This window comes from Saccharothrix sp. ALI-22-I (genome assembly GCF_001984175.1).
In the GTDB taxonomy this organism is placed as follows: Bacteria; Actinomycetota; Actinomycetes; order Mycobacteriales; family Pseudonocardiaceae; genus Actinosynnema.
On record NZ_MTQP01000068.1, the window covers coordinates 364,367 to 379,766 of the forward strand.

The following is a 15,400-nucleotide window of genomic DNA, read 5'->3' on the forward strand; positions in this document are numbered from 1 at the left end:
CCTCCACCAGGAGCAAACACGCGGACGAGCGTGGCCGCCGCCGAACGCCGGCGCGGACGCGCACCGCGACCTCGAAGACCCACGATGAGTGACAACGGCAAGCGCGCTGGGCTGCTGGTGCTGATCGCGAGTTTCGCCGGGCACGGCGGCAACTACCTGTTCTACGTCGTCGCCGCGCGCATGGTGACGCCGCCTGAATTCGCCGCGATATCGGCGCTGATCGCGTTCGGCACCATCACGTGGATGCCGGTGAACGGCGTGCAGATGTCCGTGACGCGGAACGTGGCGGTCCTGCGCACCTCCGGCACGCCCGGTGAGCTGTCCGCCTACCTGCGCCAACAAGGCCGCCGGATGGGCATCGCGTGCCTGCTCATCGCCGCGGCGATCGCGGGCTTGAGCCCGGTGCTGGCCGATCGGCTGCACCTCGGCTCGCCCCAGCCGGTGGTCCTGGCGGCGCTGTGGATCGGGATGACGTGCATGCTGCTCGTCCTCGTCGGCGCCACCCAGGGCCTGGAGCGGTTCGGCTACGTGGCGTTCTCGCTGGCCGGGCCGCTGGGCGCGCTGCGGCCCCTGCTGCTGCCGCTGTGCCTGCTGGCCGCGGGCATGTCGGGCAGCATGTGGGCGATGATGCTCGCGACCGTCATCGGTCTCGCGGTGATGTTCCCGCCGGTGGCCCGGGCCGCGAAGCCGACCCCGACGACACCACCCGTCGCGACGAACACGCTGGTCACGATGATCGGGCTGCTCGCGTTCTCGTCGTTGACGAACGTGGACGTGCTGGTCGGGCAGGCGATGCTGGCCGAAGCCGACCGGGCCGTGTACGCGGGCGCGGTGCTGCTGGGCAAGGTGGCGCTGTTCGCGCCCGCCGCGTTGGCCATGGTGCTGCTGCCGCGGGCGGCGGCGGCGTTGGAACGCGGTGAGTCGGCCGATCGCGCGGTGCTCAAGACGTTGGCCCTGACGGCGGCCGGCGGGCTCGCCGTGACGCTGGTCCTGTGGCTGATGCCGACGTGGGTGCTGACCGTGACGTTCGGCCCGGCCTACGGCGCGTCCAAGCCGCTGCTGCCGGCACTCGCGCTGGTCATGACGGGTGCGGCGGTGCTGTGGGTGCACCTGACGTTCGCCATCGCACGCAAGAGCACGCGGATGGTCGTGGGCCTGGTCGGCATCGCGGTCGGGCACTGGGTGCTGCTGGCCCTGCTGCACGGCTCGCCGTGGCAGATCATCCTGGCCTCGGGTACCGCGGTCGGCGTGGCCATGGTGGTCGTGGAGGCCGGTTCCAGGTCAGGCGCGGTCCGGATGCTCCTGCGCGCCTCGAAGTCCCAGCAGGCCGGCGTCAGCTGACCCGGTGCCCCCGCCGTTGGCGTTCGGCGGGGGCACCGGTCGACGGCAGAGCGCAGTCCGGCGTCGAGCACGTCGTTGTGCCCGATCGGCGTGGTGGCCGGCACGCGGCCCCTTGGACGTCAGGCCTTCGGTCGCAGCGCCAACGCCCACACGTTGCGGCGCCAGCCGGGCAGCCACGCGGCCGCCTGGAGCACCGCGGGACGGCGCTTGCCCGGCAGCATGCCGGACACGATGCCGGTGCCCGGCATGACGGACTCGTAGGACACCGTCCTGACCTCGAAGCCCTGGTCCTCCAACAGCCGGCGCATCGACGCACGGGTCCACGGCCGGCGGTGCGTGTAGTCGTTCCACACCCAGCGCTGCGCGTCCGGCGAGGAGGCGAACACCCGGCCGCCCGGCTTGACCGCGCGGAAGACCTGCTGCATCAGCGAGACCGGGTCGAGCAGGTGCTCCAAGACGTCCTTCAGGATCACGCCGTCGAACTCGGCGTCACCGACGGGGAGTTCCCGCTCCAGGTCGGCCAGGCGGACGTCGATGCCCTGCTCCTTGGCCTTGAGCACGGTCGACTCGAAGTTGTCCAGCCCGACGTAGTCGGGGAAGAACTCGGAAACCCAGGCCGTGCCGCACCCCACGTCGAGGATGCGCGAGCCCGGCGCGAAGTGCCGGACGACGTCGTTGTAAGTGCCGGGCTTGGCGTGCCACTCGTGGTAACCCATCGAAAGGTTCAACCGACTTTCGGCCGTAGGGTGGGGACGGGGAGCTCTCGGGGAAGGGAGAGAGGTTCAGTCCTCGCCGATTCCGGTGAGGACTGGGGGTGTGGAACTGGTGCTGATCATCAGAGCCGCGGTCTGCGCGAACGGTTCGGCACCGCCATGCCGCGCATGCTCCCTCGACCGGGCCTGACGTGTGGGATTCGGTGGACCACTCGACCCCGGTAGTGCTCCGGCCGGCTCGAGACCGGACTGAATCAAGAGGGTCCACCACAGTCGCATAGGATACGCGGCCGTGACGAACCGACGTTCGGGTGCACGGCTTTGGCTGGTCGCCTTTATCGGCTTTTGGCTCCTGCACGCGGCTTGGTCCTTCGCCGCTCCCTTCGACGGTCCTCCGGACGAGGAGTCGCACGCGCTGCGTGCCGTGGGCGTCATGCAGGGCGACCTCTTGGTGGGGCCGGCCCGCGTGTACCCCGTGCCGCGGAGCCTGGACAAGAACAACGCCCCGGACGGCAAGCACCAGAGCTGCTTCCCGATGCAGGTCACGGTGCCGGCGAGCTGCGCGCAGCAGCCGGGCGGTGACTCCACGCCGGTGCTCGCGTTCGTGTCCGCGGCCCTTTACAACCCGGTCTACTACGCGACGGTCGGCTGGCCGATCGCCATCTGGCCGGAGTGGAAGGGCATCATGCTCGCGCGCCTGATCAACAGCGCGCTGATGGCCGCGATGCTGGCGTTCGCGGTGGTGGCGGCGGTCCGCTGGACGAGGCACCGGGCGGCCCTCGCGGGCCTGGTCGCGGCGGTGACGCCGATGACGGCGCACCTGGGCGGCGCGATCAACCCGAACGGCATCGAGATCACCTCCGGCGTCACGTTGGCGATCGCGTTGATCGCCCTGCTGCACGAGAAGCGGGAAGACGTGAACCGGGCCGCCGTGGCGTTGGCGGGTGTGTCGGCGAGCGTGCTGGTGACGCCCCGGTTCAGCGGTGTCATGTGGCTCGTCGTGATCGTCGGCGTGATGCTGGTGCCGGTGTCGTGGCAACGGCTGAAGTACCTGCTCAAGCAGCGGGTGGTGCGGATCTGGACCGGGGTGGTCGTGCTGGCCACGGTCGCCTCGGGGCTGTGGACGGTGCTCGCCGGCACCGCCGAGCTCGCGGACCGTGATTTCGGGTACGCCATGAAGGACGTGCTGAAGTTGGCGTTCCTGGACATGTGGCCGAACATCGCCAACCAGATGGTCGGCGTGATGGGCTGGGCCGAGACGCTCATGCCGCGCCTGGTCTACGTCGCCTGGTTCGCCGCGCTCGGGCTGCTGGTCCTGGGCGCGCTGGTGGTCGGCAAGCGGTCGCAGCGGTGGCGGTTGACGGCCTACTTCATCGGCACGTTCGTCCCGTACGTCGGCATGGAGATCCTGCTGATCAACGAGACCAGCTGGTTCAACCAGGGCCGGTACTTCCTGCCGGGCGCCGTGGGCATCCCGCTGTTGGCCGCGCACGTCCTGGCGCACCGGGCGTTGACCGCGGAGCACTTTAGGTCGATGACGCGGCTGCTGGCGTTCCTGCTGCTGCCGATCCACTTCGTGTGCCTGGCGTACACGATGATCCGGTGGCAGTCGGGTCTGGCCATCATGAACCCGCTGAAGGGCAGCTGGCACCCGCCGTACGGCGGCTCGGTGCTACCGCTCGTGCTCGGCGCGGCGGGCGTGATCGTGCTGGTGGCCATGTACTGGGTGGCTTCCCGCGTACCCCAGCCCGCGCAGGACACGCCGGAGGCGGAGTCCGGCTCCGAGGTCGCGGCGGAGCCCGTTCCGGCAGGCGTAGGCCGTTCCTGAGCGTTCAACTCGCCTGTTCTGAACGTTGGACACGCGCGTTCTGAACGTTGGACTCTCGGGAGTGGGTGCGAGAAAAGAGGCCCGGCCGGGTGGCCGGGCCTCTTTGGTGAGGCGGGGGTTAGCGGCGGGACTTGCGGATGCGGGCGGCGGCGGCTCGGCCCAGGTGGTTGACGGCGGAGCCCAGATCCGGTGGGGCGACGGAGAGGGGGTCGCGGAGCTGCTGTTCCAGCAGTTGGTTCGCCCGTCTCAGCTCGTGGACCTGGTTCTCGCGCTTCTCCAGCTCGGCCCGCAGGTGCTCGATCTCGTGCCGCTGCGTCGCGACCGTCTCGGCGAGCCGGTCGGCGTCGTCGGCGTGCGCGACCGCCTCGAACTGCATCTGGAGCACCCGGGTGTAGAGCGCGATCCGGTTGCCCTCCATCGTCGCCAACAGCTTCGACGACGTGAACGGCCGCAACTGGTCCATGATCTTCTTCGTGCCCGGAGCGGCCTTGCGCATCAGGAACCCGATGCCGAACACCGCGGGCACCACTTCGAGCAGCCAGTCGGCGGCGCCGGCCTCGGTCACCGCGTCCTCGACGGCCGTGAGCACACCGTTGCGCTCACCGCCGGCCTGCACCGCCCAGGTGAACGCGCCGAGCCCGACCAGGCCCGCGGGCGTCAGCTCGTCGTGCCACACGGTGGGCCCGTCGGACGACGACTCGTGCTTGTCGTCACCGGTCAACGGCGAGGGCTCGTAGTACAGGTCCCGCCGCGCGCACGGCCACAGCACGTCGTTGAGCACGACGACGGCGTCCGGCGCGTTCTGCATGATCCACGTGACCTCGGCGTGGACCACCGCGTAGTTGTGGTCGCCGTCGAGCACGTACAGGTCCGCGATCGGCAGTTCGGCGAGCACCGCGGGCGAGTGGCCCTCGACCAGGTGCAACAGCGGGTTCTTGGCCAGCGTGGCGCGCAGCTCGTCCGAGGGGAACGGGTCCACGCAGTGCACGGCCGAGGCGCCCAGCTCGGTGTAGATGGAGCTGACCTGGCCGGACTCGACGCCGACCTCCACCACCGTGTCGATCTTCCGGTTGGCGAAGATGATCGCGAACTGCTCGCGCAACGCCGACAGGGAGTGCAACATCACCGGGAGCGCGCGCGCCATCCTGATCTGGGCGTGGGGGTCTTCCCTGCTGCCGATGACGTCAACACCTTGGTTCACGAAGCGCCTCCAAGCTTGCGGATCGCCACCCGTGCGGCGCCCGCGGCCACACCCGTGGCCCCGCGGGCCCGGTACTCCTCACGCAGCCTGCCGCTGATCCGCGCGACCCGCGATGCGGTCGACGGCGGACGGGCGGACAGGTTCGACAACGACTGCGGCAGCACCGCGAACGCCACGGTGACCTGCCCGGACGACATGGGCGCGCCGGCGCGCCCGGCGACTCGCAGCACGAGCGCCGACTTCTCGCCGCCGAACTCGATCATGTTCCCGCCGAGCCAGCGGCAGCCGGTGTAGCTCATGCCGGCGAAGTCCTCCGGCGTCTCCCAGCGCAGCGGCTCGGGCAGCGGGCGGCGGCCCGCGTTGCCCCGGACCTCGATCCAGTCGACCCGCACGATCGCGGGCCGGCCGGGGATGGCCAGCGACAGGTCGATGACGTCGTGGTGCTCGAAGTCGAGCCGGGCGAACGACAGGCCGTTGCGGTTGATCCGCACGCGTCGCCGACCGCCGCTCTCCCACTCGTCCGCGCCGGTGCGGTAGTGCAGCGCGGTCTCGAACGGCTCGCCGGTCGGCTCGAACACGTCGGGGTCGACGAGCCCGGCGGTCAGCGCCTTGCTCGCGGCGGCCAGCCCGGTGTCGGAGGCGGCGAGCAGCGCGGGCCAGAACGAGTCGCGCATGCCCAGGTCTTCGAGGTCCAGCGGCGACAGGTACGGCAGGGCCGCCACCAGGTCGTCCGGGACCACCTTGGTGACCATGGTGGAGCCGAAGTTGTCCTCGTGCGCCCAGCTGCCGAACACGGCGGCCTCACCGGGCGTCGGCGCCCGCAGCGCGGACACCAGGATGTTCGCCAGCCGGTCCTTCGCCGCCTGCGGGCGGGCCAGGTCGGACCACGTGCCACCGGACGCGCTGACGTAGCTGTTCCAGATGCGCTGGAACGCCAGCATGCCCTCCTGCGCGGCCAGCCGCTCGGCGTTCTGCGTGCTCGACTCGGTGACGCGACCCAGCACGGGCGCGCCGTCCTCGGTGAAGCCCACCAGCGAGCCGCACAGCGCGTTGACGCACTGCTCCAGCACCTCGGGGCTGCGCACGATGGTGGCCGCGATGTCGACTGGGTGGCCCGCCTGCGCCAGGTAGCCCTCGGCGCGCAGACCGGCCAGGTAGGCGCGCACCGACCGGTCGTCGGTGGCCAGGTACAGCCCGGCGGGCTTGATGTCGATGTCGGCGACCTTCAACGCCTGGGCGAGCTGGCGCTGGATGGTGCCGCCCCAGCCGAGGTCGACCAGGGTGAGGTAGGGGCTGTCCAGCGCGCCGGTCGAGCGCAGGTACCGGACCATCCGCTCGCGGGCCGCGGTGACGGTGGCCTTGAGCCGGTTCTGCAGGTGCGGCGACTCGGTGAGCGCGATGGCGACGCGCTCGGCGATGTCGCCGTTGTCCACCACCGAGTCCAGCTCGTTGGCCAGGCTCGGCACCTCGCCCGCGCGCAGGTGCAGCACGGACAGCAGTTCGCGGATCGAAAGCTTGTAGCTGCGGCGGATGAACTCGTGCACCGAGTCCACGTCGAAGCGGTCCAGCGCGGCCAGCGAGGTGACGTGCCGGGACAGCCAGATCGGCCTGGCCTCGACGTCCCACCCGCGTTCCTTGGCGGCGTTGTTGACCAGCGTGGACAGCAGGTCGCCCTCGCGCATCGGGCACCACAGCACCCGGGTGCCGGACTCGTGCGCACGCCACGCGACCCACTCGGCGAAGCCGGTCATCACGGGGCCGAGGACGGCGGCGCCGTACCGCCACGCGGTGTCGCGGCCGGACTCGCTGTCCGCGCCGGACGCCTGCAGCACCTTGGCCCGCAGGCTGGTGATGCCGAAGTCGCCGTTGTTCTCGTCCAGGTGCGGCGCGTACGGGCCGAACGGGTGCTCCGGCTCGCCCTCGCGCTCCAGCACGACGGCCAGCGGCTGGTCGACGCGGCGGTAGTGCACCACCCGCACGCCCAGCTCGGCCGGGACCTCGATGTCGGCGATCTCGTTGTCCCCGATGTGCACGATCTGCTCGGGGCTGAGGTTGAGCTCGTTGAACACGATCTCGAACAGGCCGTTGGTCTTGTCCGTGCCGTGCTGGTGCGAGCGGAACACCCGCGCCTTGCGCAGCCCGTCCAGTTCCGGCCGGTCCAGCAGGTAGGTCAGCTGCTCCTCGGTGAAGTACGTGTCCGAGACCAGCACGATCGGCACTTCGTTGCGGTCCGCCTCGCGGATCACCTCGGCCATGTCGAGGTCGACCACGGTGAACTCGCGTTCCACCTCGACCTCGGCCTTGACCAGCTTGTCCAGCAGCGAGCCGTCGAACGTGCCGGTCGGCATGGCGCGCCAGATGTCGAACAGCGACACCTCGGGGCCCAGGTCGCCGCGGTCGTCACGGGCCTTGGCCTCGGCCGCGATCCGCATCTTCCGGAACGTCGCGTCCGTCATCCACGACGGCGCCAGCCCGGCCGAGCGCAGCCGGGACCCGAGGATGCCGAACACGTCCGCCGGACGGGGCACCCTCCGCCACAGGATCGTGTCGAAGACGTCGAACGACAGCACCGCGCACGACCGGTCCGCGACTATCCGGTGCACGTCCTCCAGCAGCGCGTGTGTGCGCTTGCCCGCGGCCTCGGTCATCGCGGCGACCCCCATCTGTTAGTTCCGTGCTCCACGGCGAAAACCGGGGCGGCGCCGCGTCGCGAACGCCCGCGGCGTGTGTCCTGCCGACCTGGGCGCCCACCATACCGGTGACGCCCATACCGGTGACGCCACGGGCACCCCGCGGGCCGGACAGGGTACCGGCTCCGCCAAAGGTCCGCTCGGCAGAGCTCAGGAGATGGCGACGGCGACCACGAGACCGAGCGCGACGTGTGCCGCGGCGACCACGACGCTGGCCGGGGCGAACCGCTCGGACTCGATCAGCGAACCGATGTCGAGCCTGGTCACCCACTCCAGCAGCCGCACCGCGAGCACCTGCACGATGATCCCGACGAAGCCGAAGATCAGGGCCGAGAGCAGGCCCTCGTCCAGCTTGCCCGCCGAGCTGTAGATCGCCACGACCACGATCAGCGCCATGCTCACCAGGCCCGCCGAGGTCACGATGACCGCGTTCGGCGCGCCGCCGCGGACGAGCACGCTGAGCTTGCCCGGGGTGGTCCAGTCGATGGCGTAGAAGCCGACGACCATCAGCACCAGGCCGACGACGGCGTACAGCGCGATCGCGCCGACGCCCTGGCCGATGGCGGCGCCGAAGCCGGAGTCCAACGCGAGTGGGGAGATCACTGACCCTCCATGGTGTGCGAATTGATCGGTTGTGCCGCCGGTGAAGGAGCCGGTGACGACGTGCGTGCGGGGAGTCTCATCCGGCGATCCTGTGCGGTACGAAGGCCGCGCCGTCGTCGGTGACCAGGCCGACTGTCTCCCGGATGCCGAGGCCGGCCGCGGTGTCGCCGACGATCCACGCGCCCAGCGCCGGCCGGTAGCCGTCGAACTCGGGCAGTGGGTCGAACAGCTGGTAGACGAAGCCCTCCTTGCCGTAGACCCCGCCGGTCTGGGTCTCGTAGCCGGGGGCGACGATCTGGATGTTCGCGCCTTCCCGACCCAGACGCGGCTTTCGCACGTACTCCGTGAGGAGGCCTGGCTCGTCCAGGAACGCGGGCAGGAGGTTCGGGTGGCCGGGGTACATCTCCCACAGCACGGCCAGCAGTGCCTTGTTGGACAGCAGCATCTTCCACAGCGGCTCGACCCACAGGGTGCCGGGCAGGCTCTCCACCGCGAAGCGGCCGAACTGCTCGTCCACCACCCATTCCCACGGGTAGAGCTTCACCACCGTGCCCATGGGGGCGTCTTCGAGGTCGACGAACCGCTTGAGCAGCGAGTCCCAGCCGATCTCCTCGATGGCCAGGCCGACGGTGTTCATGCCCGCCTCGGCCGCGGTCTCCTGGAGGTAGGCCACGGTGACGTGGTCCTCACCGGAGGGGTCCGCGCCGGACCAGGTGAAGTGCAGCTCGTTGGACGGCAGCCGGTCGCCGATCTCGGCCCAGCGCTCGACCAGCTTCTCGTGGATGGAGTTCCACTGGTCGTCGTCGGGGAACACGTCGGTCTTCCAGTTCCACTGGACGACCGACGCCTCCAGCAGCGACGTGGGCGTGTCCGCGTTGTACTCCAGCAGCTTGGCCGGGCCACGGGCGTCGTAGCGCAGGTCGAACCGCCCGTAGACGTGCGGGTCGCGGCGCTTCCACGACTCGCCGATCGCCGGCCACAGCCACTCGTTGATGCCGAAGTCCCGGTAGCGCTCGGTGAGCACGACGTTGTCCACGGCTTCCAGGCACATGCTGTGCAGCAGCTCGACGTCCGCCTCCAGCGACAGCACGTCGCTCATCTCGAAGACGTAGTGCGCCGACTCGTCCCAGTACGGGCGGGGGCTGCCGTCCGCGGCCTTGGCCGGCGCGCCGAACACGAGCCCCTGGTCGGCGACGGTGCGCTGCCAGTTCGGCCGGGGCGTGGAGGACTCCCGGCGCACTCAGCTGCCCCCGCTCTTGCTGCCGCCGGACACGCCGAAACCGCCGCGCTGGACGGTGGTGCCGGACTTCGTGACCACGTTCGCGCCCTTGGGCACGGTGTAGCTGCCGCCGCTGACCTTCTGGCCGATCGGGGTGCTGGCACCGCCGTAGTGGTAGCGGTAGGAGCTGCCACCGATGTAGATGAAGCCGCTGCTCACGTACCCGCCATGGGAACGCGCGTAGTTCTCGTCGCAGTACTGGTCCTCGACCACGACGTCGTCCTGCGTGCACTGCGCCTCGACGTCGTCGGGGCTGGACACGGCGTACCAGATGGCCACCACGCCCACCACGCCGACAGCCACGCCACCGCCGACGAGCAGCCGCTTGCGCAGCTTCTTCTTGCGCTTCTCCTCGGCTTCGAGGGCGAGCTGCTGCTCACGCTGCTGCTCGATCGCCTGGGCGCGCGCACGCTGCTCGGCCACCGACGGCGGCCGGGGCTTGGTCACGCCCGGCTCCTGGTTGCGGATCTGGCCGCGTCCACCCGGCGGTGTCTGCGGTCCTTGCGGTGTCGGCGGCACGTACGGCGGCGGCGTCGCGCCACCGCCCTGCGGCCCCGGTCCACCCGGTCCGTTCGGTCCGCTGTTCCCACCCTGGCCGGGCGACGCGGCGTTCCCGGTGTTGTCGTTCTCAGTCATCAGCCACTCCCGGCGGGGACGGTACAGAGATCGGCCGCCGATTGGGTGACGAGTGGCCTAAAAGCAACACACTCCACCCGCCCGAAGGGTTCGTCGGCCGACACAGGCATCATGGAGTAGATGTCCGTGACCGCGCGCTGGTTTCGTCGTGGTGACCACTTGGTCATGCTCGGCGCGTCTGCGGGCGCGTTTTTACTGCTCGCCCTGAGCACTTTCACCTCCTGGCCGGTGGGCGCGGGCGGTCTCGCCGGCGCGGGCGCGACCACGGTGAACCCCGTCATGGCAGCTCAGGCGGGTGACTGCCTGAACTGGACCAGGAAGGACCTGGCGGACGTCGCGAAGGTCGACTGCGCCAGCCAGCACCTGTTCGAGGTGACCGGGGTGGCCGACATCTCCGCCGCGCACGGGCCGCAGGCGCCGTTCCCGGACGACGCGCAGTGGCAGCAGATCAGCCAGGAGCAGTGCGCCAAGATGTCGCTGGACTACCTGGGCGGCAAGTTCGACCCGTTCGGCAAGTACACGGTCGGTCCGCTCAACCCCGGTGAACGGCTGTGGGGCGAGGGGCAGCGCACGCTGCGCTGCGGCCTGCAGGTGGCCGGTCCGGCGGGCGGGCTGCTCCCGGCCTACGGCACCGCGCGCACCCAGGACCAGTCCGACGTGTACGACCCGGGCGTGTGCCTGGGCATCACCGAGACCAGATCGGTGGCCGACCCGGTGGAGTGCGTGCAGCCGCACACGTTCGAGATCACCGGCGTGGTGGCGCTGCCGCCGGGCGAGTTCCCAGCGGCGGAGGCGCAGGACGACTTCATGGCCGGCGAGTGCGCCCGGATCACCGCCGAGTACACCGGCGGCGTCGACATCAGGGCCCAAGGCCTCATCTTCACCTGGGACACCAGGGCGCCGGAGAGCTGGGCGGCCGGCTCGCGGCTGGCCAACTGCAAGGTCGGCGCGACACCGACGGACGGCGGTCTGACCGCGTGGCAGGGCAGCGTGCGCAACCCCAACGCGCCGCCGCTGACCACGTCGAACCCGCCGCAGACGACGGCCGTGCAGCAGGCGGACGCGACCGGCGCGCCGCTGCACTCCGAGTCCAACACCAGCTCGGCCGCACCGTCCTCGTCCGGCACGAAGCCCTCGAAGCCGGACGAGAGCGAGACGACGACCGCCACGACCACGACCACGCCATCGAGGTGACGACGTGCCGGTGGAGATGACCCGTCAGCGGTTCGAGGAACTGGTCGGCGAGGCCCTGGACCTCATCCCGCCGGACTTCGCGGCGGCGATGAGCAACGTGGTGGTGCTCGTCGAGGACCGCAACGAGCACGAGCCGAGCCTGCTCGGCCTCTACCAGGGCATCGCCCTGACCAGCCGGACCAGCGACTACGGCGGCGTCCTGCCGGACCGCATCTCCATCTACCGCGAGGCGATCCTGGACATCTGCCGCGACGAGGACGACGTGGTCGAGGAGGTCGTCGTCACCGTGGTGCACGAGATCGCGCACCACTTCGGCATCGACGACGCCAAGCTGCACGAACTGGGCTGGGGTTAGCGGGTCAGAGGGTCAGCGGGTCAGCCGTCGATCACGTCCACGCCGGTCCACGACGTGCAGCGCCAGCCGTTCGCGGCGCGTTCGAGCACCACGCGGCCGGTGTTGGGCAGCAGGCCCGCTTCGGCCAGCGCGGGCGTCACGTTGACGGCCAGCGCCAGCGCCGCCATCCGCAGCGACCCGCCGTGGCTGACCAGCACGACCGTGTCGTCGTCCGGGTGCTTCGCGGTGATCTTGTCCACCGCGGCCAGGTAGCGGTCGAGCACCTGGCGGCCGCTCTCGCCGCCGGGCAGCGGCACGTCCAGGTCACCCTCGGCCCACTGCGTCAGGGTGGCGATGAAGATCTCGAACGCCTCCCGGTCGTGCCGTCCTTCGAGGTCACCGCAGAAGATCTCCTGCACGCCGTCCACGACCTCGACCTGCAGACCGTGGGCCGACGCGACCGGCTCGGCGGTCTGCTGCGCGCGGACCGCCGTGCTGGCGTAGACGGCCACCACCGACTCGTCGGCCAACGCCTCCGCCAGCGCGGCGGCCTGCGCCACCCCGGCCTGGGTCAGCGGCGGCCCCGGCGGCAGCGAGTCCAGCGCCATCTTCAGGTTCGACGCCGTCTCGCCGTGTCTGACCAGGATCAACCTCATGCGCCCTGCCCCCTCCGCACTGTCTCCACCCATTGGGCGGCTGCCACGAACTCCTCGTTGCCCGCCACCCGGCCGGCCGGCTCGGCTTTCGGGTACGAGCCGAGGAACCTCGTCCTCGGGCAGTGCCGGTGCAGCGCGGCCAGCGCGTCGCCCACCCGCGGCTCGGCCACGTGCCCGTCGAAGTCGATGTAGAACCGGTACTCGCCGAGCCTGCCCTTGGTGGGCCGCGACTCGATCCGGGTCAGGTTGATGCCGCGCAACGCCAGTTCGGTCAGCAGCTCCGACAGCGCGCCGATCCGGTCCGACACCGTGCACACCACGGACGTCCGGTCGTGGCCGGTCGGCTCCGGCAGCGGGCCGGGCGGGCGGACCAGCAGGAACCGGGTCTTGGCGTCCCGCACGTCGGCCACGTCGGTGGCCAGCGCCTCCAGCGGGTAGTGCTGGGCGGCCACCGGCGCGCACACGGCGGCGTCGAACTCACCTTGCGACACAGAGCGCGCCGCGACGGCCGTGGACGTCGTGGCGACCACCTCGGCGGCCGGCAGGTGCTCGGCGATCCAGTGCCGGACCTGCGACAACGCATGCGGGTGGCTGGCAACCGTGCGCACCGGGCCACCGCCGGGCCGGACCAGCACGCTGAACCGCACCGGCAGCACCGCCTCGGCCACCGCGATCAGCGGCTCACCCTCCGCCAACGCGTCCATCGTCGCTGGCACCGCGCCCTCGACGGAGTTCTCCACCGGCACGCACGACGACTGGGTGTCCCCCCGGCGGGTGGCTGTGAGGGCGGCGAGCACCGTGTCGAACGGCACCAACTCCTGCTGCGGAGAGGCGAAGCCGCGCGCGGCTTGCTCAGTGAACGTTCCCAGCGGTCCGAGATAGGCGAGCACGGCGCAAACGATACGAGCAGCACGTCCGGTGGCCGTGGTTGAGGCGAGGATCACCCGCCTGACGGGTGCCTGCCCCCGTTCCGCAGCAACGGGTTCTCCTGGAATGCTGGGAGCTGTGTCCGCCGCCGATACGGAGGGTGAGATCAACGCTCCGGTAGCAGTTCCCCGCCTGGTGTTGTGCGCCGTCGACGAACCGCTGGCCCGTGCCTGGCGCGCGGTGGCCGACGGCCGGACCGGCGTGGAGGTGCACCGGGGCTCGGTGCTCGACATCCTCGCCGAGGCCGTGGTGAGCCCCGCCAATTCCTCCGGCTGGATGCGCGGGGGCATCGACGCGGTGTACGCGCGGGCGTTCCCCCAGGTCGAGGGCAACGTGCGCAGTGCCGTGCTGGGTCTGCACGGCGGTGAGCTGCCGGTGGGCGAGGCGCAGGTGGTGCCGACCGGCGAGCCGGAACCCGAGTGGCTGATCAGCGCGCCGACCATGCGGCTGCCCGGTGAGCTGCTGCCCGAGGACACCGTGCACCCGTACCTGGCCGCGCGCGCCGTGCTGCGGCTGTGGCTGGGCGGGCGGCTCGACGACGGCCGCCCGATGCGCGCCGTGATCCGCACGATCGCCATGCCCGGGCTGGGCACCGGGATCGGCGGGGTCGCACCCGCCACCTGCGCCCGCCAGGTCGCGGCGGCGTGGGACGAGGTGTTCAGCCCGCTGCCCAGTCGATAGGACCGGTGGTCGCGCGGGGTTGTGCACAACTTGTGGACAGCCTGCCTGGAACCTGTGGACAACTAGCGTGGAGCGACCCAACGCTCCAGGTCCAGCTCGTCGGTCTTGGGGATGCCGTAATCGCCGACGCTGGGGATCTCCGGCTTGAGCCGACGTGCCTCGCGAACCGCGTCCGGGCGCAGCGCGGTGAGCCGGAAGCCGCGGCGTTGGTAGAAGCGCAGGGCGTCGAGGTTGTCGTTGGTCGTGGTGAGCCGGACCCGGGAGCAGCCGAGCTGCCGGGCGCGGCGCACCGCGGCGTCGACCAGCGAGCTGCCGACGCCCCTGCCTCTTCGCAGCGCGTCGATGGTGACGATCTCCAGGTGGCCGTCGGTGGCGGCGTAGGTGAGCAGTCCGACGACCTGCTCCTGCTGTTCGACCAGGAAGCCGGGCAGGCTGGCCGGGAAGAACACCTGGCCGTGGGCGACGGCGGTGTGCGCGCCCCACAGCTCCAACACCAGTCTGCCGACGACGATCCGGTCGGCTTCCTCGATCGCGCGTACGAGCATCCCTGCACTGTCTTGGCGACCGAGCGCGGTGGGTACCGGCATTCGCCCTATGGTTGTTTCGTGCCGGTGCGAGTGTTGCTCGTAGACGACCACGAGGTGGTGCGCAGAGGGCTGCGCGAACTGCTGGAGGACGAGGACGACATCTCGGTGGTCGCCGAGGCGGGCGGGGTGGACGAGGCCCTGGTCCGGGCGGGGGTGACACGGCCCGACGTGGCCGTGGTGGACGTGCGGCTGCCCGACGGCGGCGGCGGCGTCGAACTGTGCCGACGCCTGCGCGCCCTGCCGGACGGGCCGAGGTGCCTGGTGCTGACCGCGTTCGACGACGAGGAAGCGCTGGTCGGCGCGATCATGGCCGGCGCGTCGGGGTACCTGTTGAAGCAGGTGCGTGGACAGGACCTGGTGACGGCGGTGCGCGAGGTCGCCGCCGGCCGATCACTCCTGGACCCGCAGACCACGGCCCGCGTACTCGACCGAATGCGACGGCCGGTCGAGGTGGACGTGCTGGACGCGTTGACCGAGCAGGAACGGCGGGTGCTGGACCTGATCGGGGAAGGGCTGACGAACCGGCAGATCGCCGAACGCCTGTTCCTCGCGGAGAAGACGGTGAAGAACTACGTCACCGCGGTGCTGTCCAAGCTCGGCATGGAACGCCGCACCCAAGCCGCCGCGTGGGTAGCCCGCCGCTCCCGCTGACCCGACCGACCACCGGACTGCCGCACCCGGACTTGCCGCACCCGGCCACCGGCACGCCGCACGCACCGGCTACCACGCA

At 70.9% G+C, this 15,400-nt stretch carries 15 protein-coding genes; 6 read left to right on the plus strand and 9 right to left on the minus strand.

Features of this window, described 5'->3' with window-relative positions:
• Positions 1-84 precede the first annotated feature (84 nt).
• Positions 85-1,341, plus strand: a complete 1,257-nt coding sequence (locus tag ALI22I_RS38395) for a lipopolysaccharide biosynthesis protein (protein ID WP_077010498.1) — start codon at positions 85-87, stop codon at positions 1,339-1,341.
• 119 nt (positions 1,342-1,460) lie between these two features.
• On the opposite strand, the gene ALI22I_RS38400 is transcribed toward ALI22I_RS38395, so the two are convergent.
• Positions 1,461-2,057, minus strand: a complete 597-nt coding sequence (locus tag ALI22I_RS38400) for a class I SAM-dependent methyltransferase (protein ID WP_077010499.1) — start codon at positions 2,055-2,057, stop codon at positions 1,461-1,463.
• Positions 2,058-2,346: 289 nt separating this feature from the next.
• Here ALI22I_RS38400 and ALI22I_RS38405 point away from each other — a divergent pair, with 289 nt between their 5' ends.
• Positions 2,347-3,882, plus strand: a complete 1,536-nt coding sequence (locus ALI22I_RS38405) for a DUF2142 domain-containing protein (RefSeq protein WP_077010500.1) — start codon at positions 2,347-2,349, stop codon at positions 3,880-3,882.
• A 118-nt stretch (positions 3,883-4,000) separates the two neighbouring features.
• Here the strand turns inward: ALI22I_RS38405 and ALI22I_RS38410 are convergent, their stop codons facing one another.
• The 5 genes from ALI22I_RS38410 to ALI22I_RS38430 form a co-directional block, all read right to left on the minus strand.
• A complete protein-coding gene (locus ALI22I_RS38410) occupies positions 4,001-5,083 on the minus strand; it encodes a class I SAM-dependent methyltransferase (protein ID WP_077010501.1) in 1,083 nt (360 codons plus the stop codon).
• A complete protein-coding gene (locus tag ALI22I_RS38415) occupies positions 5,080-7,746 on the minus strand; it encodes an HAD family hydrolase (protein WP_238598768.1) in 2,667 nt (888 codons plus the stop codon). Before ALI22I_RS38415 ends, ALI22I_RS38410 begins: the two co-directional genes overlap by 4 nt.
• A 177-nt stretch (positions 7,747-7,923) precedes the next feature.
• A complete protein-coding gene (locus tag ALI22I_RS38420; protein WP_077010502.1) occupies positions 7,924-8,376 on the minus strand; it encodes a DUF350 domain-containing protein in 453 nt (150 codons plus the stop codon).
• Positions 8,377-8,452: 76 nt separating this feature from the next.
• The gene (locus tag ALI22I_RS38425) at positions 8,453-9,616 is read right to left on the minus strand and encodes a glutathionylspermidine synthase family protein (RefSeq protein ID WP_077010503.1); all 1,164 of its coding nucleotides are present in this window, start codon (positions 9,614-9,616) and stop codon (positions 8,453-8,455) included.
• Positions 9,617-10,291 (minus strand): hypothetical protein, encoded by a 675-nt coding sequence (locus ALI22I_RS38430; RefSeq protein ID WP_083752317.1) that lies wholly within the window; start codon positions 10,289-10,291, stop codon positions 9,617-9,619.
• Positions 10,292-10,411: 120 nt separating this feature from the next.
• On the opposite strand from ALI22I_RS38430, the gene ALI22I_RS38435 reads away from it, so the two are divergent.
• Both ALI22I_RS38435 and ALI22I_RS38440 read left to right on the plus strand, forming a co-directional pair.
• A complete protein-coding gene (locus ALI22I_RS38435) occupies positions 10,412-11,485 on the plus strand; it encodes a septum formation family protein (RefSeq protein WP_238598769.1) in 1,074 nt (357 codons plus the stop codon).
• Between the two features lie 4 nt (positions 11,486-11,489).
• Positions 11,490-11,840, plus strand: coding sequence for a metallopeptidase family protein (locus ALI22I_RS38440; RefSeq protein ID WP_077010504.1), 351 nt, complete (start codon positions 11,490-11,492; stop codon positions 11,838-11,840).
• A gap of 20 nt (positions 11,841-11,860) precedes the next feature.
• Here ALI22I_RS38440 and ALI22I_RS38445 read toward each other — a convergent pair whose 3' ends face one another.
• Both ALI22I_RS38445 and pheA read right to left on the minus strand, forming a co-directional pair.
• Positions 11,861-12,475, minus strand: coding sequence for a histidine phosphatase family protein (locus ALI22I_RS38445; protein ID WP_083752318.1), 615 nt, complete (start codon positions 12,473-12,475; stop codon positions 11,861-11,863).
• Positions 12,472-13,365, minus strand: a complete 894-nt coding sequence (gene pheA / locus ALI22I_RS38450) for a prephenate dehydratase (protein WP_083752319.1) — start codon at positions 13,363-13,365, stop codon at positions 12,472-12,474. Before pheA ends, ALI22I_RS38445 begins: the two co-directional genes overlap by 4 nt.
• Positions 13,366-13,468: 103 nt before the next feature.
• On the opposite strand from pheA, the gene ALI22I_RS38455 reads away from it, so the two are divergent.
• A complete protein-coding gene (locus tag ALI22I_RS38455; RefSeq protein WP_077010506.1) occupies positions 13,469-14,083 on the plus strand; it encodes a macro domain-containing protein in 615 nt (204 codons plus the stop codon).
• Positions 14,084-14,145: 62 nt separating this feature from the next.
• Here ALI22I_RS38455 and ALI22I_RS38460 read toward each other — a convergent pair whose 3' ends face one another.
• The gene (locus ALI22I_RS38460) at positions 14,146-14,628 is read right to left on the minus strand and encodes a GNAT family N-acetyltransferase (protein ID WP_077010507.1); all 483 of its coding nucleotides are present in this window, start codon (positions 14,626-14,628) and stop codon (positions 14,146-14,148) included.
• A 60-nt stretch (positions 14,629-14,688) separates the two neighbouring features.
• Between ALI22I_RS38460 and ALI22I_RS38465 the strand changes: the two genes are divergently transcribed.
• Positions 14,689-15,321 carry a response regulator gene (locus ALI22I_RS38465; RefSeq protein ID WP_179118496.1) on the plus strand — a complete coding sequence of 211 codons (633 nt, stop codon included), beginning with the start codon at positions 14,689-14,691 and terminating at the stop codon, positions 15,319-15,321.
• The last annotated feature ends 79 nt before the right edge of the window (positions 15,322-15,400 follow it).